Source organism: Streptomyces sp. NPDC059443 (assembly GCF_042750105.1).
GTDB lineage: Bacteria > Actinomycetota > Actinomycetes > Streptomycetales > Streptomycetaceae > Streptomyces.
The window spans coordinates 1-19,327 of record NZ_JBHYVM010000047.1; the positions used below are offsets into that span (position 1 = coordinate 1).

Genomic DNA, 19,327 nt, shown 5'->3' on the forward strand with positions numbered 1-19,327 from the left:
GCCCGGAGGGCAATTCCAGCCTCGCCGGCGTTTGAGGCGCGGGTCTGGGCGGAGCCCAGGGAACGGTGGAAGGGTGGGGAGGGGGCAGGCCCCGCGCAGCGGCTACGTCCGCTACGGGCCCGTCAGGGCGGGGTCGATGACCGTCTCACCCCGCGAGGCCCGGCGGACAGCGTCCGCCAGGTCCTCCACCGGGCCGTCCCGCAGGACCAGGCCCGCGCCGCCGACGGCGAGGACCGCCTCCGCCAACCCCGGATGCGCCGAACCCGTCAGGACCAGGACCCGGCACTCCGGATCGTCCGCCAGGAGCCCGGGGACGGAGTCCACGGACTCGGTCAGCGCCACCGCCGGCCGCGCGAGCGCCGACGCCACCACCTCGATGTCCGGCTGGAGTCCGAGCAGCACCGCCAGCGCCGGGTTCGGCGGTGCCAGAAGCACCCGCAGGGATCGGGCGGGGCGCTGGGAAACGGGCATTTCATCCACCCGGCAAGGGTAGGGGCGGACTGCCCGATCCTCGTGCAACACGCCTTGGCCGAAGTGAAACTGACGTCAAGTCAGGAGTCTTCCCAACTGCTGGGGCGTGCGTTATACATTCCTTCACCGGATACCTAGAACGCGTTCTAGGAGCCGGTCCCGCATACGACCTCGGTGCGGCCGACGGTGCGGACGGCCGCGCCGAGGTCTTCCACTCGGTGGAACGAGAAACAAGGAGCAGCATCCTCATGCCGATCGATGCCGCCAAGGCCCTCGCCGCAGATCCCCGTCAGGGGGAGATCGCTTGGGACCACAAGGACATCCAGCTCTACCACCTCGGACTGGGGGCGGGCATTCCCGCCACCGACCCCGACGAGCTGCGCTACACCCTGGAGTCCAAGCTCCACGTACTCCCCAGCTTCGCGACCGTCGCCGGTGCCGGCATGGCGATGATGGGCGGCCTCGCGGCCCCCGGCATCGAGGTCAACCTCGCCAACGTGCTCCACGGCGGCCAGTCCATCGAGCTGCACCGGCCCATCCCCGTCAAGGGGCGGGCCACCTCCTCCGCCAAGGTCGCCGCCCTCTACGACAAGGGCAAGGCGGCCGTGATCGTGCTGCGCACCGAGGTCGCGGACGCCGACGGTCCGCTGTGGACCTCGGACGCGCAGATCTTCGTACGCGGTGAAGGCGGCTTCGGCGGCGACCGCGGGCCCTCCGTCAGGACCGAGGTGCCCGAGCGGGCGCCCGACCGGACCGAGGAGCGCAAGATCCGCGAGGAGCAGGCGCTGCTCTACCGCCTCTCCGGCGACTGGAACCCGCTGCACGCGGACCCGGAGTTCGCCAAGATGGCCGGCTTCGACCAGCCGATCCTGCACGGCCTGTGCTCGTACGGGATGACCCTCAAGGCCGTGGTCGACACCGTGCTGGGCGGGGACGTGTCCCGCGTCCGCGCCTACCGCACCCGCTTCGCCGGGATCGTCTTCCCCGGCGAGACCCTGCGCATCCGGATGTGGCAGGAGCCCGGCCGCGTCCTCGTCTCGGTGAGCGCCGCCGACCGGGACGACGCCCCGGTCCTCGCCGACACCGTCGTCGAACACGCGTAAAACCGCCAGCCCCACAGAAGGAGCCGCACCGTGCGCGCAGCACTGCAGAGCGAGATAGGCCAGGACAAGCTCGAAGTCGTCGACGACATGGAGGCCGTGGGCTTCGGCCCCGGCAAGGTCAAGATCCGCATCAAGGCCACCGGCCTGTGCCACTCCGACCTCTCCGCGATGAGCGGCGTGCTGCCGCAGCCCGCCCCCTTCATCCCGGGCCACGAGGGCTCCGGCGTGATCACGGACGTGGGCGACGGGGTCACCAGCCACAAGATCGGCGACCGGGTGCTGGTCTGCTGGCTGCCGCCGTGCGGCCACTGTCCCTCCTGCAAGCGCGGCCAGGGCCACCTGTGCCTGGAGGCCTTCGGCAACGTGGCCACCCCCAACTTCAAGCGCGGCGACAGCAGCATCTTCGGCTTCGCCGGCACGGGCACCTTCGCCGAGGAGATGGTGGTCCCGGCGGGCTGCGCGGTCCCCATCCCCGAGGACGTGCCCTTCGACATCGCCGCCCTGATCGGCTGCGGGGTCACCACGGGCCTCGGCGCGGCCATCAACACCGCCAAGGTGGAGGCCGGTTCCTCGGTCGCCGTCATCGGCTGCGGCGGAGTCGGCATCTCCGTCATCCAGGGCGCCAAGGTCCAGGGCGCGGCGCAGATCATCGCCGTGGACCCGGTCGCCTCCCGGCGCGAGGCGGCGCTGCGCTTCGGCGCCACCGAGGCGGTCTCGCCGGAGGAGTTCGCCGACGCCAAGAACCGGATCACCGCGGGCGAGGGCTTCGACTACGTCTTCGAGGTCGTCGGCAAGTCCGCGACCACGAAGACCGCGTACGACATGACCCGCCGCGGCGGCTCCGTGGTCGTGGTCGGCGCGGGCGCGCTCGACGACAACTACTCGATCAACATGTTCTCCCTCTTCTTCGACGAGAAGAAGATCCTGCCGTCCATGTACGGCGGCGGCGACGTGCTCCGCTCCTACGAGCGCACCATCGCGCTGTGGCGGGCCGGGCGGGTGGACCTGGCGGGCCTGATCACGCACCGCGTGCAGCTCGCGGAGATCAACGACGCGCTCGACCAGATGCGTACCGGCGTGGCCCTGCGCACCTGCATCGAACTCTGACCCGAGCCGACCTGAGCTCACCGCTCATCGCTCACCCGAGAGGAACCGTACGGATGTCACTGCCACTTGAGGGACTCTCCGCCATCGTCACCGGGGCCGGTCGCGGCCTCGGCCGGTCGGAGGCGATCGAACTCGCCCGGCTGGGCGCGAGCGTGGTCGTCAACGACTTCGGCCAGCCCGGCCGCGACGGCTCCGGGGAGGCCTCGGCCGCCCCGGCGGAGGAGGTCGCCGCGGAGATCCGCGCGGCGGGCGGGCAGGCGGTGGCGCACCTCGGCGACGTGGCCGACTTCGAGCAGGCGCGCGAGCTGGTCGAGCTGGCGGTGAACAGCTTCGGCAAGCTCGACATCCTGGTCAACAACGCGGGCATCCTGCGCGACCGTATGGTCTTCTCGATGTCGGAGGCGGAGTGGGACTCGGTCATCCGGGTCCACCTCAAGGGCCACTTCAACACCACCCACTTCGCCTCCGTGCACTGGCGCGAGCGCTCCAAGGCGGCGGGCGGCCCCGTCTACGGCCGGATCATCAACACCTCCTCCGAGGCCTTCCTCGGCGGCTCGGCCGGCCAGCCCAACTACGCGGCCGCCAAGGGCGGCATCGTGGGCCTGACCACCTCGACGGCCCTGGCCCTCGCCAAGTACGGGGTCACGGCCAACGCCATCTGCCCGCGCGCCCGTACCCGTATGACCGAGGACGTCTTCGCGGGCTTCCAGGTCCCGGAGGAGGGCAAGCTCGACGCCCTCGCCCCCGAGCACGTCTCCCCGCTCGTCGGGTACCTGGCCTCACCGGCCTCGGCCAAGGCCAACGGGCAGCTGTTCGTGGTCCACGGCGGCATCGTGGTCGTGATGGAACGCCCCAAGGTGGCGGCCAAGTTCGACACCACCAAGGAGTCCTTCTCCTACGAGGAGCTCGACGGCCTCCTCACCCCGCACTACGAGTCCCGCCCGCCGAACGAAACCTTCGCTGCGGCGGAAGTCCTGGGCCTCAAGCACGAGGGCTGAGCGGCGCACGCGCGGAAGGGCGGCGGGCCTTGGGGTGAACACCCCGGGCCCGCCGCCCTTTCCGTGTCCCGTGCGGGGCGTACGGGTCACACAGCCGCGGGGGAGTCCTGGATCTCGGGGTCGGGGTCGGTGTCGGCGCCGTCCTCGTACTCCTCCTGGATCTCGCGCGGGCCGAACGGCCAGACCTTTTCCACGCGGGCCCACACCGCGAACGCCGCGCAGCCCAGGGCCAGCCAGGCCAGGGACCATTCGATCGGGTGGCGGCCGGGGGAGTTGGTGTCGGCGTACCCGTAGATGACCAGCCAGCCGGCCAGTGCGACCAGGCTCGGCAGCGGGTACAGCCACATCCGGTACGGCCGCTTCATGGTCGGCCGGCGCTTCCTGAGCACGGTCAGGGCCAGGATCTGTGCGAGGGCCTGCACCAGCACCATGACCGTGGTCAGCAGCTGGATCAGGGTCACCAGGTCGGTGTGGCGGCCGATGAGGAAGCCGATCGCGGTGACCGCGCCCATGGTGGCCAGCCCCAGCACCGGGAAGCGGTGCCTGGCGTGCAGTTTCGCGTACGGCCGGAAGAAGACCCGGTCGCGCGCCGCGTCGAAGGGCACCCGGGAGCCGCCCAGCAGCCCGGTGAAGACGGAGGCGAAGGCCGTGATCAGGATGAGTACGGTCACCACCTGCGCGGCCCCCTTGCCCCAGGTCTCCTCCAGTACGGCGGAGGCCACGGACGTCGAGGCGATGTCGTGCGGGTCCAGCATCCGGTGCCAGTCCAGGACGCCGAGGGAGCCGACCTGGAGCAGCAGGTAGATGGCCATGATGCCGACGATGGAGTAGAGGACGGAGCGCGGGACGACCCGGCCCGGGTCCTTGATCTCGGCGCCCATGTAGGCGGTGGTGTTGTAGCCGAGGTAGTCGTAGATGCCGATGGTCAGGCCCGCCGCGAAGCCGGCCCAGAAGGCGGAGCCGGTGAGGTCGAAGGCGCCTTCGGGGTAGGTGAAGGCCAGGCCGGGGTGGAAGTGGGTGGCGGCGGCCGCGATGACCAGGACCACGGCGGCGATCATGACCACCCACATCACGGCGGTGATCTTCGCGATGTGCTCGATGCCCCGCCAGAGGAGCAGGACGACCAGCGCGATGACCCCGAGTCCGACCGCGTCCCCGGCGCCCTGTCCCATGCCGGGCACCAGGTAGCCGAGGTACTGGACGAAGCCGACCACCCCCGTGGACATGATCAGCGGGATGAAGAGGATCGCCGTCCAGACGAAGAGGAACGGTACGAGCCGGCCAGTGCGGTACTGGAAGGCCTGGCGCAGGTAGACGTAACTCCCGCCGGACCCGGGCATCGAGGCGCCCAGCTCCGCCCAGATCAGCCCGTCGGCCAGGGCGAGGACCGCGCCCGCGAGGAAGCCGATGACGGCCTGCGGGCCGCCGAAGGCCGCCACCATCAGCGGGATCGTGACGAACGGCCCGATGCCGCACATCTGGCTCATGTTGATGGCGGTGGCCTGGAACAGGCCGACGCGGCGGACGAATCCGCCGCCGTTCGGCGGTGGCGCTCCGGACATGGGGATCTCCTGGGAGGCAGGGGGAGGAGTGGCTAGGGGGGAGGCGGCCTGGAGGAGGCTTGGCTTCGGCTGGTTCAAGTTAGGAACCTTTACTTAATGCGTCAAGGGTTTGCCCCCACCCTTGCCCCCACTCTTGCCCCCGCTCGACTCGGGATTGCTCCACGAGCCCCCCTCCCCGTACGGGACAATGGCCCCGTGACCAGCAGTGACGAGGGCGCGGACCAGCCCTGGAACCCCCAGCGGCAGCGCAACGCCAACGAACGCCTGCTGCTGGACCGGCTGCGCTCCGGAGGCCCCGCCTCGCGCGCCCAGCTCGCCCGTGACACCGGCCTGTCCAAGCCCACTGTCTCCAGCGCCCTCGCCGCCCTCGAACAGTCCGGCATGGTCCGCGAAGCCGGCACCCACGCACCCGAACGCGGCCGCGCCGCCGTGCTCTACGCCCCCGACCCGACCGCCGGCTACGCGCTCGGCATCGACATCGGCCGCGGCTGGCTCCGGGTGGCGCTGGCCGGCCTGGACGGTGAGTTCGTGGCCCGCTCCGACGTCCGCAACCAGGCCCGCACCGCCAACACCATGGCCGACCTCGCGGTCGCCGCCGCCCGCGGGCTCGTCACCGACTCCGGGGTCGACCCGGCCAAGGTCACCCAGGCCGTCGTCGGCACCCCCGGCGTCTACGACGAGGCCGCCGGCCGCGTCCGCTACGCCCAGCACCTGCCCGGCTGGGGCCGCCCCGGGCTCTTCGACCGGATCCGCGAGGGCCTCGGGATGCCCGTGGCCGTGGAGAACGACGCCAACCTCGCGGCCCTGGGCGAGTACACCTACGGGGTCGGCGCGGGCAGCCGGCTCTTCGTCTACATCATGATCGGCACCGGCCTCGGGATGGGAGTCGTCAGCGAGGGACGGCTCTTCACCGGCGCCCACGGCGGCGCCGGCGAGATCGGCTTCCTGCCCTGGCCCGGCCGGCGCGAACCCGACACCCTGGAGGACGCCGTCTCGGCCGACGCCGTGGTCCAGGCCGCCCGCGAAGCCGGGATGACCGGCCGGCTCACCGCCAAGGCCGTCTTCGACGCCGCCCGCACCGGCGACGCGGCCGCCGCCGGGGCCGTGCGCGTCGAGGGGGAGCGGCTCGCCCACACCATCGCCGTGGTCTCCGCCGTCCTCGACCCGGACCTCGTGGTCCTCGGCGGCGGCGTCGGCCACAGCGCCGACCTGCTGCTCGACACCGTCCAGCGGACCCTGCGCACCCTCACCCCGCTGCGGCCCAAGGTGGTGCCGAGCGGCCTGGGCGAGGACGCGGTCCTGCTGGGGGCGGTGGCCACGGCCCTGGACGCGGCCCGCGACCGCGCCTTCGACACCCGGACCCAGTAGCCGGCACCCACCCTCCCCCGCGTACGGGGCTGCGCGCGCGCCCGCTTACAAGGCGCTCCCGTACGGGGCTGCGCGCCCCCGCCGTCACCCCAGCGGAGCCTGCTGCAGCGGAACCGGCCGGGCGGCGGCCGCCGGGAGGGGTTCCAGCCGGATCGGCGGCGGCGGGGCCACCGGGAGGCTCATCCCGAGGAATCCGCACGGCACTTCGGGGGTCGCGTAGGGGAGGTGCAGCCGGCCCTCCGCGCTCCAGAGCCCCGTACCGCCGAGCCACCCGGCGGGGGCTCCGAGCCGGAAGACGTGCCGGTCGGCGGGGCGCCACAGGGCCAGCCCGGCCACGCTCCCGCCGTAGCCGTCGCCCGCTTCGTCGACCCGCAGCGCGACCCCGCAGCTCTCCGGCATCAGCGCCTGCCCCGGCTGCACCGCGAACGGGGTCGCCGTGGCCCCCACGGCCCGCAGGCACTCCGGGAACCGCACCGGCCGGGCGCTGCCCAAGACCCCCCACCCGAGCCGGAGTTCACCCGGAGCGTCCGAGCGGATCAGCAGCAGTCCGCTGTCGGGATCGGCCATCAGCAGCCGGTCGTCGCTGCCCTCGGCGATCTGGAGCAGCGGGGACACTTCGCCGCCCCGCTCCAGATCGACCGCCACCGCTTTGGTGACGGGTCCCTCCGGGCCGTCCAGTTCGCGGTCCAGCGCCAGCAGCCGGCCCGTCCGGTCCAGCCAGACCCCGCCCGAGCAGCGGCCCGGGATCCGGGCCACCCGCTCCGGGCCGAAGGCGGTCCCGGCCACCTGCCACACCGTGGTCGCGGTGGCGCCGATGGCCAGGGCGAAGGCCCCGCGTCCGTCCGGGGACGGCGGCAGCAGGCAGACCCGTACGCCCTCCGGGCCTCCCTCCGCCCCCTCCGGTGAGATGGCGCCGAGCTGGAGCTCCCCGGTCCGGGGCCCGGCCCCCGCGTCATCGCCGAAGCCGCCGCCCGTGGGGTACAGCAGCGCGAAGGCGTGCCGCTCCGCCACCCGCCGGTGGATCAGCACCCGCCCGTCGGCCAGCGGCAGCACCTCGCTGTCCGCGTCCTCGGGCTGCGCGAGCGGCAGCGGCACCGCGTACGGCTCGGGCCCGGTCAGCGTCCACCGCTCCGGGTACCGGGCCTCGCCGTCCCCGGCCAGCCGGGCGGCGTAGGACCCGTCCGCGGCGATGGTGAACGGGGCCGCGGTCCTCTTCTCGACAGCACAGACGGGCATCTGTGTCACCTCCGCGAGGAACGTAGTGATCGCGCTTCCCGCCGGACAACGCGACAACCCCCGCTTCACACATACGGGTGGCCGGGTGGTGATTCGGCTGTGGGGGAGGTGGCGATTGTGCTGTGCGATACCGGGGCGTTTAGGGTGACGGTGTGGTTAGGCATACCTAACTCGTTTTTCGGTCTTTGTCCCCTCCCCACCCTCAGGAGAGCTCCCATGTCCCTCCGACGCCGCACGCCCCGAGGTGACTCCGTCGCCGCCGTCGCCCTGGCCGCAGCCGCCGCACTCGCCCTCACCGCCTGCGGAGGCGGCCAGGACGACAAGGCCGGCAAGGACGCCCCGGGCGGAGGCGGGACGGAGAAGAAGGCCGCGGCCCAGGGCGGCAAGGACTTCGCCGACGCGGCGAAGAGGACGGCGGCCTTCGGGACCACGGCGGCGGCCGGCCAGTTCCCGCGCACCGTCACCCACGCGATGGGCTCCACCGAGCTCAAGGCCGCGCCCAAGCGGGTCGTCGTCCTCGACGTCGGCGAGCTCGACAACGTCGTCTCCCTCGGCATGCAGCCCGTCGGCTACGCGCCCACCGAGGGCGACGAGGGCATCCCCGGCTACCTGAAGAAGGACGCCGGCGAGCCCAAGTCCGTCGGCACCATCAACAACCTCAACCTCGAAGCGATCAACGCCCTCAAGCCCGACCTGATCCTCGGCAGCCAGCTGCGCTCCGCGGACAAGTACGACGCGCTGTCGAAGATCGCCCCGACCGTGTTCTCCATCCGCCCCGGCTTCCCGTGGAAGGAGAACTACCTCCTCAACGCCGCCGCCCTCGACAAGAGCGCCGAGGCCAAGGCCAAGCTCGGCGCCTACGAGGCCAAGGCGAAGAAGCTCGGCGAGGACCTCGGCGAGAAGAAGCCGACCGTCACGATGCTGCGCTACATGCCGGGCAAGACCCGCCTGTACGCGGGAGCCTCCTTCATCGGCACGGTCCTGAAGGACTCCGGCATCCCGCGCCCGCAGAACCAGCAGGTCGAGGACCTCGCCGTCGAGGTCAGCCCGGAGCGCATGGACGAGGCCGCGGCCGACTGGATCTTCACCGGGGTCTACGGGCCCAAGGACAAGACCAAGCGCGACTCCGCCGAGGACAACCCGCTGTGGAAGGGCCTGGAGGCCGTGAAGAAGGGCCAGGCCAAGGACGTCCCGGACGAGACCTGGTACCTCGGCCTGGGCGTGACCGCCGCCGACAAGGTCCTCGACGACCTGCGCACGTTCCTGGTGAAGTAGGCGACCGGGGTACGGGCCGGGCTCCGCCCCCGATCCGGCGGGCTCGGAGCGCTGGGCCGGTCGGTACGGACGGTAGCCTTGGCCTGTGCCCCGTCTCTCTGAAGTCATCGCCGCGCTGGACGCTCTGTGGCCCCCCTCGCGGGCCGAGGAGTGGGACTCCGTCGGCACCGTCTGCGGCGACCCCGACGCCGAGGTCACCCGGGTCCTGTTCGCCGTCGATCCCGTCCAGGAGATCGTCGACGAAGCCGTGAAACTGGGCGCCGACCTGGTCGTCACCCACCACCCCCTCTACCTGCGCGGCACCACCACAGTCGAGGCAGGCACCTTCAAGGGCCGCGTCGTGCACACGCTGATCAAGAACGACATCGCGCTGCACGTGGCCCACACCAACGCCGACACCGCCGACCCCGGCGTCTCCGACGCCCTCGCCGGCGCCCTCGACCTGCGCATCACCGGCCCGCTGGTCCCCGACCCGAGCGACCCCACGGGCCGCCGGGGCCTGGGCCGGATCTGCGAGCTGGACCGCCCCGAGACCCTGCGCGAGTTCGCCGCCCGCGCCGCCGCCCGCCTCCCGCAGACCGCGCAGGGCATCCGCGTGGCCGGGGACCCGGACGCGACGATCCGTACCGTCGCCGTCAGCGGCGGCTCCGGCGACAGCCTCTTCGCGCAGGTCCGCGCCGCCGGCGTCGACGCGTACCTCACCGCCGACCTGCGCCACCACCCGGTGTCCGAGGCCCGCGAGCAGAGCCAGCTCGCCCTCGTCGACGCCGCCCACTGGGCCACCGAGTGGCCCTGGTGCGAGCAGGCCGCCACCCAGCTCGACGCCATTTCCGAGCGCCACGGCTGGGGTCTGCGTACCCACGTCTCGCGCACGGTCACCGACCCGTGGACGGCGCACGCGCCGTCCGTGACACCCCCTTCTATCTCTGGAGCCCCCAACTGAACGCCGAGCCCGCCGACCAGATCCGACTTCTCGACGTCCAGGCCCTGGACGTCCGGCTGTCTCAGCTCACCCACAAGCGCAAGTCGCTCCCCGAGCACGCCGAGACCGACTCGTTGACCAAGGACCTCACGCAGACGCGCGACCTCCTCGTCGCCGCCCAGACGCAGGCCAGCGACGCCGCCCGCGAGCAGACCAAGGCCGAGCAGGACGTGGACCAGGTGCGTCAGCGCGCCGCCCGCGACCAGGCGCGCCTCGACTCCGGCACGGGCATCTCGGCCCGGGACCTGGCCAACCTGCAGAGCGAGGTCGTCTCCCTCGCCAAGCGCCAGGGTGACCTGGAGGACGTGGTCCTGGAGGTCATGGAGCGGGTGGAGGGCGCGCAGGGGCGGGTCACCGAGCTCACCGAGCGGGTCACCTCCCTGGAGGCCAAGCTGGCCGACGCCACCGCGCGCCGCGACGCCGCCACCGGCGAGATCGACGCCGAGGTCGCCGGCATCGACAAGGACCGCGAGGTCATCGTCTCCACGATGCCGGCCGCGCTGATCGCCCTGTACGAGAAGATCCGCGTGAAGCAGGGCGGCGTGGGCGCCGCCCGCCTGTCGCAGCGCCGCTGCGAGGGCTGCCGCCTGGAGCTCGACCTCGCCGAGGTCAACGAGATCAAGGCCGCCGCCCGCGACCAGGTCGTCCGTCACGAGAGCTGCGGCCGCATCCTGGTCCGCATGGCCGACTCGGGCATCTGATGCCGAAGTTCGTTGTGGAAGCCGACGGCGGCTCCCGGGGCAACCCGGGGCCCGCCGGTTACGGCTCCGTCGTCCTCGACCCGGCCACGGGCGAGACGCTGGCCGAGCGCGCGGAGTACATCGGCGTCGCGACGAACAACGTGGCCGAGTACAAGGGCCTCATCGCCGGTCTGAAGGCCGCCCGCGAGCTCGACCCGGCCGCGGTGGTCCTCGTACGCATGGACTCCAAGCTCGTCGTCGAGCAGATGTCGGGCCGCTGGAAGATCAAGCACCCCGACATGAAGCCCCTCGCGGCGGAGGCGGCGAAGATCCTGCCGCGAGCGCAGGTGACGTACGAATGGATCCCGCGCGAGCGGAACAAGCACGCGGACCGGCTCGCCAACGAAGCGATGGACGCGGGCAAGCGCGGCAAGCAGTGGCAGCCCGTCGACTCATCCGCCTCCTCGGCGGCCCTGGACGCCTCGGCGGCGCGCGCCCTGGCGGGCCCTCCGGGAGACGCGGCGAAGGGCGCTGCGGCGGTCCGCGCCGCCCTCGCTTCTTCGTCCCGTACGTCGCCCCCTGCCCCGGCGCCCGCGGAGGCAGGGGCGGACACCCTGTTCGCGGAGCTCGGCGCCACCGCGGCGGAACACGTTCCCGCCCCGGCGGCGGGGCCGGTCCAGGCCCCGTCCGCCACGCCGGGCTGGGGTCCCGACATGGGCGCCCCTGCGACCTTCGTGCTCCTCCGCCACGGCGAGACGGCGCTGACTCCGCAGAAGCGGTTCTCCGGAAGCGGCGGCAGCGACCCGGAGCTCTCCGCGGCGGGCCGCCGGCAGGCCGCGGCGGTCGCCGAGTCGCTGGCCGCGCGGGGCACCATCCAGACGGTGATCAGCTCCCCGCTGCGCCGCTGCCGGGAGACCGCGCAGGCCGTGGCGGACCGCCTCGGCCTGGAGGTCACCGTCGAGGAGGGGCTGCGCGAGGTCGACTTCGGCGCGTGGGAGGGGCTCACCTTCGCGGAGGCCCAGGAGCGCTTCCCCGAAGACCTCCAGGCGTGGCTGGACTCCCCGAGGTCCGCCCCGACCGGCGGCGGCGAGAGCTTCGCGACCGCCACCCGTCGCATCTCGGCGACCCGGGACCGGCTGCTGGCCGCGCACGCGGGCCGCACCGTACTCCTGGTCACGCACGTGACCCCGGTCAAGATCCTGGTCCGCCTCGCCCTCGGCGCCCCGCCGGAAGCCCTGTTCCGCATGGAACTCTCCGCGGCCTCCCTCTCGGCGGTGGCCTACTACGCCGACGGCAACGCCTCGGTCCGCCTCCTGAACGACACGTCACACCTGCGCTGAGCCCCGCGCCCGGCCGCACGACGAGGCCCCCGCCCCGACCGGGCGGGGGCCTCGTCGTAATCCCCGAGCGGCGAGGCGCCGCCGGTTGGTACAACGGGCGGCGTCAGCGTGAGGCCCGAGGACCCGAGGAGGGAGTCGCACGTGCTGCCGTACCCGGCCGGCTTCCGGTAGCACCCCAGGAAGGCCCTGGGGCGCGGCTGGAGGCTCTCCTTGTCCCGCACCGCCCACCACGTTCCCGCACCCCGCACCCCGTTCGCCGCACAGCGGCACGAGGAGCGCGACACCCTCGGCCGGCGTCCGTACGCCGGTCCCTGGCGCCGAGTGGACCTGCGCGACCTTCGGTACTCCGCGGCCGAGATCCGCCGCGCGGAGAAGGAGGGTCGGCGCCCGCAGCCGCGGGAGGCCCGGCGAGCCTTCGACAGCTGGCGGTACTGCTGTGCCTTCGGGGGATCCCTGTCCGAGGCCGCCAACCGGGCCGAGCGCCGCGCCCGCGCCCGGCTCCGGGCCGCCCGCCGGGCCGCGCTCCACGACCCCGAGACGGTCGTCGAGCCCTACCGGCCCCGCTTCGGGGCCCACTGGGAGGCCTGACCGCCGGTCCGGCCGGGTACGACGAAGCCCCCGCCCCGAACGAACGGGTGAGCGGGGGCTGTTCGCCGACAGACGAGCCGGCCTGTACGCCGGGTTCTGTCTCCCGGAGACCTCGCGGTCGCCGGGGAGACGGCCATCCATCTAGGACCGGCGTTGCCGCCGGCCTCGTGCGGTCTACCCGCGAACATCGGGCGGGCAGCCCTCAAGCGTTCGCGCAGGTCCCGCCGTCCGAAAACGGCCGGACCTTCTTGACCTTGCTCCAGGTGGGGTTTACCTAGCCGCCTGAGTCACCTCAGGCGCTGGTGGTCTCTTACACCACCGTTTCACCCTTACCGGGGGCCGAAGCCCCAGGCGGTCTGTTTTCTGTGGCACTGTCCCGCGGGTCACCCCGGGTGGCCGTTAGCCACCACCCTGCCCTGTGGAGCCCGGACGTTCCTCGGCGGGATCCGGGGATCCCGACGCGGCCGTCCAGCCGACTCGTCTGTCGTGCCGACCATGTTACCGGCTGCGAAGTTGCGGCTTGACCTTGACGCAGCGGCAGGGTTTCTACTTACCCCCATGCGGATCGGAGAGATCGCCGCGCTCGTCGGGGTCACCCCCCGGGCGATCCGGCACTACCACCACGTCGGCCTGCTCCCGGAGCCGGAGCGACGGCCCAACGGATATCGCGCCTACGGAGTGCGCGACGCCGTCCGGCTGGCCCGCGTCCGCCGGCTCACCGAGCTCGGGTTGAGCCTCGACGAGGTGCGCGCCGTGCTCGCGGACGACGCGGGGCGCGAGCTGGCCGACGTACTGGAGGAGCTCGACGCGGACCTCGCCCGCCAGCAGGCCGAACTGGCCGAGCGCAGGCAGCGGCTCGCCGTGCTCCTGGCCGCCCCGCCGGGGGAGGCCGAGCCCGTCTCGCCCGAGCTCGCCGCGCTGCTCGCCAAGGCGCCCGCGACCACCTCGCCGTCCGCCGCGCTCGACCGCGAGCACCTGAGCCTCCTGGACGCCTCGGGGGCCGTGGGGGAGGAGCTCTACGCGGCCCTCGGCCCGGTCGCCGCCGATCCGGCCGTGCTCCGGCTGTACGAGCGGCTCGACGAGCTCGCCGACGCGGCCGCCGACGATCCGCGGATCGGCCCGCTCGCCGCGGAGCTGGTGGCCGCGGTGCCCGCCGAGGTGTTCACCCAGGTGTTCGCGGCGATCCCGGCCGACGGCGGTCGGACGGACGTGCCGGGCTTCGTGGAAGCCCTGCTCGCCGAGTACGCACCGGCGCAGGCGGAGGTCGTCCGCCGGGTGATGGAAGCGTTCACGGGCGCGGTCAGGGGCCGGACATGAGCCCGGTGCGCGCGGCCCGCCGCGAGGCGCTGCGGGGCGTCGTGCCCCTGCCCGTGCGCCGTCTCCTGCTGCACGAGCTGCGCGCCGGAGCCTCGCTCGGGCGGTGGGCGCTGCGCAGGCCGCCGCACGGGGTCGGGGCCGTGGACCACGCGGCCCCGTACACCGGACCGCAGACGGCGATGATGTACGGGCTGCTCTTCGTGTCGCTGATCGAGACGGTCGGACTCGCCGTCCTGATCCCCTGGCCCGCCGTCCACCGGCTGGTGCTCGTGCTCGACGTGTACGGGGTGCTGCTGGTGCTCGCGATGCACGCCGCCTGCGTCACCCGCCCGCACGTGGTCCACCCCGATGGGACCCTGCGCATCCGCTACGGGGCCCTCTTCGACCTGACCGTCCCGCCGGACGCGGTGGCCTCGGTCCGGGTCGAGCGCCGCTACCCCGAAGGCCGGCTCGTCAGCCTCTCCGAGGACGGGGTGCTCGACCTCGTCGTCGGCAGCCAGACCACCGTCACCGTGGAACTGGCCCGGCCGCTCACCTTCCACCGCCCGCTCGGGGCCCGCGCGCGGGCCCGCGTCATACGGTTCCACGCCGACGACCCCCGCGCGCTGGTGGCGGCGATGACCGGAGCCGAGCCCGGCGCACCGCGGCAGCCCGCACCCCCGTGACGGGCTGCCGCAGCGCTGTTCAGCGAGACCCGCGCGAGCTCGTCGGGGGACTCCCGTACGTCCGTCTCCGCGACTCCGAGGTGCGCGGCGATCTGCTCGACGCCCCAGCCTTCGGGGCGGGTGGCCATCGGTCGGTAGACGGCTTCGGTGGCGCCCCTGTCTTGTCGAAAACGGCACTCCGCGGCTTGCCGAAGGCATGTCGAAAACGGCACTCCGCACCGCTCACCCCGACAGCATCACGCTCGTCACCCGGCCGGGCATCCGGTCCAGGGCCGAGCCCGGCGCGAGCCCGCCGCGGAGCCGTACGAACTGTGACGGGGGCAGCCCCGTCATGGCCTTCACCTCGCGGCTCAGGTGCGCCTGGTCGTGGTAGCCGCACACCGCCGCCACGTGCGCGGCCGCCGTGCCCGCCGCCAGCAGCCGTAGCGCGTGCTGCAGCCGGAACACCCGGGACACGGCCTTGGGGGAGAGGCCGACCTGCTCGCGGAACCGTGCCCGCAGGGTACGGGCGCTCCAGCCGGTCTCGGCGCTGACCAGGGTCAGTGAGCCGCTGCCCGCCCACAACCGGGAGAGCGCCCCGCGCACCTCCGGCGCGCATGCCGGGCCGTGCTCAAGGCGGGCGGAGAAGACCTCGTCGAGCAGGGAGAACCGGTCCGCCCAGGAGCCGAGGGCCTGGAGCCGTTCGGTCAGGCACCGGCCCGGCGGGCCCAGTACCTCCTCCAGGTCCACGTGCGCCTCCTCGAAGTGGCACATCGGGACGCCGAACAGCCGATAGGCGCCCAGCGGGCTCATGTTCACCTCCAGCCCGCTCACGCGGCCCGCGTGCACCCCGATCGCCGGGACGGTGCGCGGGCCGCTGATCATGGCGCGGGAGGCGGGCCGGAGCCGGCTGACGCCGGGTTCCTCCGTACGCGTCACCCACAGGCCGTCGGAGAAGGTGAAGACCAGCGTCACGTGCCCCGTGGGCAGTTCCAGCCGGCGGCGCCGGGTGGCGAACTCCGTCTGGAACCCCGTGTAGTTGACGATGGCCCCCCGCAATGCGGCGGCCGGTCGGCGGCGGCGTGCCGAGCGGCCGCCCGGGGCGGGAGTGCCCGAGGCGGGAGCGCCCGAGGCGGGAACGGCACTCCCGTGGATGTCGAAGACGCCGGTGGCCCCCATGTCCGGGCTCTCCCCCTGCTGTTGCGTGGTCGGTCGTACCGCGCGGTCGGCCGATGATGACAGCCGCCGGGGCGCGCTGGCCAGAGCAATCCGGCCCGTGACACCAAGCGTTCAGGACCACTTGCTCTCACCCCGAACACCTTCCGGGGGGTACCGGGCGGCGGCGATCCCTGCCGGCCAACAAGATGGCCACGAGCGGCGGGGACTGGGCCGACAATCCGGCCACCCAGATCAAGTGGGGGCTGACGTACATCCACGACCGGTACAAGACTCCGTGCGCGGCGTACACGGCCTGGAAGGCCCGCTCCCCGCACTGGTACTAGACCCCACCCACACCCATCCGCTCCATCACGACGAAGAAGGACACCACCATGCGCCTCGACCTGCGCCGTGCCACCCTCACCGCCGGAGCCGTCGCCGCGGCGGCCGTGCTCGCTCTGCCCGGCAACGCCTTCGCCGCCACCAAGCTGTCCCAGTCCGCCGCGGCCTCGCAGCTCGGCGGCGTCGGGGTCACGCACTCCTCCAGCGGCAACTGCACGACCCGCTCGAACAGCACCTGCACCTCGTACGACCAGATCAACCAGGCCACGGTGGACGGGCTGAAGACCCTCAAGAGCGCCAGCGGCTGCGCGATCAACGTCACCGGTGGCACCGAGGTCGGCCACGCGTCCGGCACCTACAGCCACTACAACGGCTACAAGGCGGACATCGACCCGAGCACGTGCATAACGAACTACATCCACTCCAGCTTCACGAAGATCTCCACCCGCAGCGACGGCGCGGAGCGCTGGCGCTCCTCGGCGGGCAACGTCTACGCCCGCGAGAGCAACCACTTCGACATCACCTACTGCGGCTCCGTCGCGGCCTGCACCAACGCCGCCAGCGCCTGATGAGCGCCCCCGCGGCCTCCGCGGACTGCTGATCCCGAACGGCGTCACGGGCACGCGCACGCGGCCGGGCCCCCGCACCGACGGGGACCCGGCCGCGCCTCCGTGGGCCCGGGCCGGGGCTCGCGGCGGGGCTCAGGCGGGGGCGAACAGGACCTTCGACGTCCCCGGGTCCGCCTCCGTCAGCCGGACCCTGATCCGGTCGCCCAGCGGCAGCGTCCCGGACGTGGCCTCGACCCGGCCGACCACCGCCGGTTCCTCCAGGTGGACCGTGCCGACCAGCGGCTCCCGCTCCTTGACGTCGATGACCGTCGCGTCGAAGACCTCCCCGACGTGATCTTTGAGGAGCGCCGCCTCCACCAGGTCCACGGACTCCCGTTCGGCGGAGTTCGCCAGCCGGGTGCCGTCCGCCATCTCCTTCGGCAGGTCCGCCAGCGCGGACACGGCCCACTGCGGGGGTTCGGCCCCCGCGGCCGCCGCCACGCACAGCTCGCCCGTGTACCGGTCGACGAGGCGGCGCAGCGGGGCGGTGCAGTGGGCGTACGGGGCCGCGACCGCCGCGTGCAGGAGGGGGTCCGGGGTCTCGCCGCCGGTGAAGACCGTGTACCCGGCGCCGCGCAGCAGGGCGGTGCACTCCTGGAGGAACGCCGCGTGGGCCGGGCGGTGCGGGTCGAGGGAGCGCACGAGCTCCGCGTACGGGACGTGGTGCGGCCACTCGATGCGCAGCGCCGCGGCGGCCCGGCGCAGCCGCCCGACCGCCCCGTCGGGGGCGCTCGGCAGGGTGCGCAGGATGCCCGTCCCGGCGGCGAGCATCAGCTCGGCCGCGGCCATGCCGGTCATGAGGGAGATCTGCGCGTTCCAGCCGTCGGCCGGGAGCGGAGCCCGGTAGGCCAGGCTGTACGAGCCCTCGTGCTCGACGATCTCCTGCTCGGGCACGTTCAGCGAGATCCCGCCGCGCTCCGTCTCCAGGGCTTCGCGCAGGGTCCCGATGTCCTTGAGCAGGGCCAGGGCCTCCTCGGCGGTGCCGGTGTCGATGGCCTTCTGGACCCCGTCGTAGTCCAGCTTGGCCCGGCTGCGCACGAGCGCGCGGCGGACGTCGGTGGTCTCCACCCGCCCCTCGGCGTCGAGGTCGAGCCGCCACAGCAGGGCCGGGCAGGTCTGGTCGGGCAGCAGGCTGGCCGCGCCCTCCGAGAGCACGGCCGGGTGCAGGGGGACCCTCTCGTCGGGGAAGTAGAGGGTGGTGACCCGGCGGTGGGCCTCGGCGTCGAGGGCGCCGCCGGGGGTGACGTAGGCGGCGACGTCGGCGATGGCGTAGTGCACGCGGTAGCCGCCGGAGGGGCGCCGGGCCAGGTGCATCGCCTGGTCCAGGTCGCGCGAGGCCGGCGGGTCGATGGTGAAGAGGGGGATGTCGGTGGCGTCGAAGGCGGGCAGGCGCGGTGCGCGCACCGCCTGTTCGGCCTCGGCGAGCACGGGCGCCGGGAACTCGTCGGGTACCTCCAGCTTCGTCCGCAGTTCACGCAGCGCGGCCCGCAGGGCAACCCCGTCTGCGCCGGTCATGATCATGTGACGGCGTGGCATGCACCGAGCCTATGGCTGGTGGGCCGGAGCGGCACGGCGAGCCGTTTACCCTGGGCTGGGGCCGCACCCCCGTCGCTGTGCCCGTCGAAGGAGAACCACCGTGCTCGTGCTGCTGCCGCCGTCCGAAGGAAAGGCCGCCGGCGGCTCCGGCGCACCGCTGAAGCCGGAGTCGCTGTCGCTGCCGGGGCTGGCCGCCGCGCGGGCGGCGGTGCTGGAGGAACTCGTCGAGCTGTGCGCGGGCGACGAGCTGAAGGCGCGGGAGGTCCTGGGCCTGAGCGAGGGCCTGCGGGGCGAGGTCGCGAAGAACGCGGAACTGCTCTCGGCGGTGGCGAGGCCGGCGGGGGAGATCTACACCGGAGTCCTGTACGACGCGCTGGGCCTGTCGACGCTGACCCCGGCCGCCGGGGCCGTGGCCGCGCGGTCCCTGCTGGTCTTCTCGGGCCTGTGGGGAGCGGTCCGGGTCACGGACCGCATCCCCTCCTACCGGTGCTCGATGGGGGTGAAGCTGCCGGGGCTGGGGGCGCTGGGCGCGTTCTGGCGCGAGCCGATGGCCTCGGTGCTGCCGGAGGCGGCCGGTGAGGGCCTGGTCCTGGACCTCCGGTCGGCCGCTTACGCCTCCGCGTGGAAGCCGAAGGGCGAGGTCGCGGGCCGGACGGCGACGGTCCGGGTGCTGCACTCGCAGCTGGTGGACGGTGTGGAGAAGCGGTCGGTGGTGAGCCACTTCAACAAGGCCACGAAGGGCCGCCTGATCCGCGAACTGCTCCTGGCGGGCGCGGGCCCCGCGTCCCCGGCGGAACTGGTGACGGCCCTGCGGGACCTGGGCTTCACGGTGGAGGCCGAGGCTCCGGCGAAGGCAGGCAAGGCGTGGGCGCTCGACGTGGTCGTGACCCAGATCCACTGAGGTGCCCTGCGGGGGCTGTCCCCTACCCGCCCTTCCACCGTTCCGGGGGGGGGGGGGGGGGCGGGGCGCGCCCCCCCCCCCCCCCCAAGACGACGAGGAGAAGGGCGAGGA

19 protein-coding genes and 1 other RNA gene are annotated in these 19,327 nt (G+C 73.3%); 14 read left to right on the forward strand and 6 right to left on the reverse strand.

The annotated features are described in order from the left end of the window. Positions 1 to 111 precede the first annotated feature (111 nt). On the reverse strand, positions 112 to 471 hold the full coding sequence (locus ACFXDJ_RS32700) for a DNA-binding response regulator (protein WP_384657454.1): 360 nt from the start codon (positions 469 to 471) through the stop codon (positions 112 to 114). A 248-nt stretch (positions 472 to 719) separates the two neighbouring features. Here ACFXDJ_RS32700 and ACFXDJ_RS32705 point away from each other — a divergent pair, with 248 nt between their 5' ends. The 3 genes from ACFXDJ_RS32705 to ACFXDJ_RS32715 are packed head-to-tail and all read left to right on the forward strand — an operon-like array spanning position 720 to position 3,679. After that, entirely contained in the window at positions 720 to 1,574 is an 855-nt protein-coding gene (locus tag ACFXDJ_RS32705) for a MaoC/PaaZ C-terminal domain-containing protein (protein ID WP_384657435.1), read from the forward strand. A gap of 30 nt (positions 1,575 to 1,604) precedes the next feature. After that, a complete protein-coding gene (locus ACFXDJ_RS32710) occupies positions 1,605 to 2,681 on the forward strand; it encodes a Zn-dependent alcohol dehydrogenase (protein WP_330296177.1) in 1,077 nt (358 codons plus the stop codon). 53 nt (positions 2,682 to 2,734) lie between these two features. Beyond that, entirely contained in the window at positions 2,735 to 3,679 is a 945-nt protein-coding gene (locus tag ACFXDJ_RS32715; protein WP_384657437.1) for a 3-oxoacyl-ACP reductase, read from the forward strand. A gap of 86 nt (positions 3,680 to 3,765) precedes the next feature. Here ACFXDJ_RS32715 and ACFXDJ_RS32720 read toward each other — a convergent pair whose 3' ends face one another. Further along, positions 3,766 to 5,241 (reverse strand): APC family permease, encoded by a 1,476-nt coding sequence (locus ACFXDJ_RS32720; RefSeq protein ID WP_384657440.1) that lies wholly within the window; start codon positions 5,239 to 5,241, stop codon positions 3,766 to 3,768. Positions 5,242 to 5,436: 195 nt separating this feature from the next. Between ACFXDJ_RS32720 and ACFXDJ_RS32725 the strand changes: the two genes are divergently transcribed. Next, the gene (locus ACFXDJ_RS32725) at positions 5,437 to 6,609 is read left to right on the forward strand and encodes an ROK family protein (protein WP_384657443.1); all 1,173 of its coding nucleotides are present in this window, start codon (positions 5,437 to 5,439) and stop codon (positions 6,607 to 6,609) included. Positions 6,610 to 6,693: 84 nt separating this feature from the next. Here the strand turns inward: ACFXDJ_RS32725 and ACFXDJ_RS32730 are convergent, their stop codons facing one another. Beyond that, positions 6,694 to 7,845: a hypothetical protein gene (locus ACFXDJ_RS32730; RefSeq protein ID WP_384657445.1), complete on the reverse strand. Its 1,152-nt coding sequence runs from the start codon at positions 7,843 to 7,845 to the stop codon at positions 6,694 to 6,696. A gap of 216 nt (positions 7,846 to 8,061) precedes the next feature. On the opposite strand from ACFXDJ_RS32730, the gene ACFXDJ_RS32735 reads away from it, so the two are divergent. From ACFXDJ_RS32735 to ACFXDJ_RS32755, 5 genes are all read left to right on the forward strand, one after another. Continuing rightward, positions 8,062 to 9,120: an ABC transporter substrate-binding protein gene (locus ACFXDJ_RS32735; protein ID WP_384851110.1), complete on the forward strand. Its 1,059-nt coding sequence runs from the start codon at positions 8,062 to 8,064 to the stop codon at positions 9,118 to 9,120. 85 nt (positions 9,121 to 9,205) lie between these two features. Beyond that, positions 9,206 to 10,063: a Nif3-like dinuclear metal center hexameric protein gene (locus ACFXDJ_RS32740; RefSeq protein ID WP_384657450.1), complete on the forward strand. Its 858-nt coding sequence runs from the start codon at positions 9,206 to 9,208 to the stop codon at positions 10,061 to 10,063. After that, complete coding sequence (locus ACFXDJ_RS32745; protein ID WP_384657457.1) at positions 10,060 to 10,803, forward strand: zinc ribbon domain-containing protein; 744 nt, start codon at positions 10,060 to 10,062, stop codon at positions 10,801 to 10,803. Before ACFXDJ_RS32740 ends, ACFXDJ_RS32745 begins: the two co-directional genes overlap by 4 nt. After that, positions 10,803 to 12,122 carry a bifunctional RNase H/acid phosphatase gene (locus ACFXDJ_RS32750; protein ID WP_384657452.1) on the forward strand — a complete coding sequence of 440 codons (1,320 nt, stop codon included), beginning with the start codon at positions 10,803 to 10,805 and terminating at the stop codon, positions 12,120 to 12,122. Before ACFXDJ_RS32745 ends, ACFXDJ_RS32750 begins: the two co-directional genes overlap by 1 nt. Positions 12,123 to 12,332: 210 nt before the next feature. After that, complete coding sequence (locus ACFXDJ_RS32755; protein ID WP_384664033.1) at positions 12,333 to 12,710, forward strand: hypothetical protein; 378 nt, start codon at positions 12,333 to 12,335, stop codon at positions 12,708 to 12,710. A 69-nt stretch (positions 12,711 to 12,779) separates the two neighbouring features. On the opposite strand, the gene rnpB is transcribed toward ACFXDJ_RS32755, so the two are convergent. Continuing rightward, positions 12,780 to 13,190: RNase P RNA component class A (gene rnpB, locus ACFXDJ_RS32760), an RNA gene on the reverse strand. Between the two features lie 78 nt (positions 13,191 to 13,268). Between rnpB and ACFXDJ_RS32765 the strand changes: the two genes are divergently transcribed. Next, complete coding sequence (locus ACFXDJ_RS32765; protein ID WP_384851112.1) at positions 13,269 to 14,027, forward strand: MerR family transcriptional regulator; 759 nt, start codon at positions 13,269 to 13,271, stop codon at positions 14,025 to 14,027. After that, positions 14,024 to 14,692, forward strand: coding sequence for a hypothetical protein (locus ACFXDJ_RS32770; RefSeq protein ID WP_384851114.1), 669 nt, complete (start codon positions 14,024 to 14,026; stop codon positions 14,690 to 14,692). Before ACFXDJ_RS32765 ends, ACFXDJ_RS32770 begins: the two co-directional genes overlap by 4 nt. A 222-nt stretch (positions 14,693 to 14,914) precedes the next feature. Here ACFXDJ_RS32770 and ACFXDJ_RS32775 read toward each other — a convergent pair whose 3' ends face one another. Next, positions 14,915 to 15,850 carry a helix-turn-helix domain-containing protein gene (locus ACFXDJ_RS32775; RefSeq protein WP_384663607.1) on the reverse strand — a complete coding sequence of 312 codons (936 nt, stop codon included), beginning with the start codon at positions 15,848 to 15,850 and terminating at the stop codon, positions 14,915 to 14,917. A gap of 185 nt (positions 15,851 to 16,035) precedes the next feature. On the opposite strand from ACFXDJ_RS32775, the gene ACFXDJ_RS32780 reads away from it, so the two are divergent. Together ACFXDJ_RS32780 and ACFXDJ_RS32785 are read left to right on the forward strand one after the other, a co-directional pair. Next, positions 16,036 to 16,173, forward strand: coding sequence for a hypothetical protein (locus ACFXDJ_RS32780; protein ID WP_384663609.1), 138 nt, complete (start codon positions 16,036 to 16,038; stop codon positions 16,171 to 16,173). 48 nt (positions 16,174 to 16,221) lie between these two features. After that, positions 16,222 to 16,740: a hypothetical protein gene (locus tag ACFXDJ_RS32785; RefSeq protein WP_384663611.1), complete on the forward strand. Its 519-nt coding sequence runs from the start codon at positions 16,222 to 16,224 to the stop codon at positions 16,738 to 16,740. A gap of 132 nt (positions 16,741 to 16,872) precedes the next feature. On the opposite strand, the gene ACFXDJ_RS32790 is transcribed toward ACFXDJ_RS32785, so the two are convergent. Next, complete coding sequence (locus ACFXDJ_RS32790; protein ID WP_384663613.1) at positions 16,873 to 18,315, reverse strand: RNB domain-containing ribonuclease; 1,443 nt, start codon at positions 18,313 to 18,315, stop codon at positions 16,873 to 16,875. Positions 18,316 to 18,415: 100 nt separating this feature from the next. Here ACFXDJ_RS32790 and yaaA point away from each other — a divergent pair, with 100 nt between their 5' ends. Next, positions 18,416 to 19,216, forward strand: coding sequence for a peroxide stress protein YaaA (gene yaaA, locus ACFXDJ_RS32795; protein ID WP_384663615.1), 801 nt, complete (start codon positions 18,416 to 18,418; stop codon positions 19,214 to 19,216). The last annotated feature ends 111 nt before the right edge of the window (positions 19,217 to 19,327 follow it).

Bases quoted from the DNA above. Each gene is read 5' to 3' on its own strand.
- ACFXDJ_RS32700 (WP_384657454.1), bottom strand. From the start codon at position 471: ATGCCCGTTTCCCAGCGCCCCGCCCGATCCCTGCGGGTGCTTCTGGCA.
- ACFXDJ_RS32705 (WP_384657435.1), top strand. From the start codon at position 720: ATGCCGATCGATGCCGCCAAGGCCCTCGCCGCAGATCCCCGTCAGGGG.
- ACFXDJ_RS32715 (WP_384657437.1), top strand. From the start codon at position 2,735: ATGTCACTGCCACTTGAGGGACTCTCCGCCATCGTCACCGGGGCCGGT.
- ACFXDJ_RS32720 (WP_384657440.1), bottom strand. From the start codon at position 5,241: ATGTCCGGAGCGCCACCGCCGAACGGCGGCGGATTCGTCCGCCGCGTC.
- ACFXDJ_RS32730 (WP_384657445.1), bottom strand. From the start codon at position 7,845: ATGCCCGTCTGTGCTGTCGAGAAGAGGACCGCGGCCCCGTTCACCATC.
- ACFXDJ_RS32735 (WP_384851110.1), top strand. From the start codon at position 8,062: ATGTCCCTCCGACGCCGCACGCCCCGAGGTGACTCCGTCGCCGCCGTC.
- ACFXDJ_RS32750 (WP_384657452.1), top strand. From the start codon at position 10,803: ATGCCGAAGTTCGTTGTGGAAGCCGACGGCGGCTCCCGGGGCAACCCG.
- ACFXDJ_RS32765 (WP_384851112.1), top strand. From the start codon at position 13,269: ATGCGGATCGGAGAGATCGCCGCGCTCGTCGGGGTCACCCCCCGGGCG.
- ACFXDJ_RS32770 (WP_384851114.1), top strand. From the start codon at position 14,024: ATGAGCCCGGTGCGCGCGGCCCGCCGCGAGGCGCTGCGGGGCGTCGTG.
- ACFXDJ_RS32775 (WP_384663607.1), bottom strand. From the start codon at position 15,850: ATGGGGGCCACCGGCGTCTTCGACATCCACGGGAGTGCCGTTCCCGCC.
- ACFXDJ_RS32780 (WP_384663609.1), top strand. From the start codon at position 16,036: ATGGCCACGAGCGGCGGGGACTGGGCCGACAATCCGGCCACCCAGATC.
- ACFXDJ_RS32785 (WP_384663611.1), top strand. From the start codon at position 16,222: ATGCGCCTCGACCTGCGCCGTGCCACCCTCACCGCCGGAGCCGTCGCC.
- ACFXDJ_RS32790 (WP_384663613.1), bottom strand. From the start codon at position 18,315: ATGCCACGCCGTCACATGATCATGACCGGCGCAGACGGGGTTGCCCTG.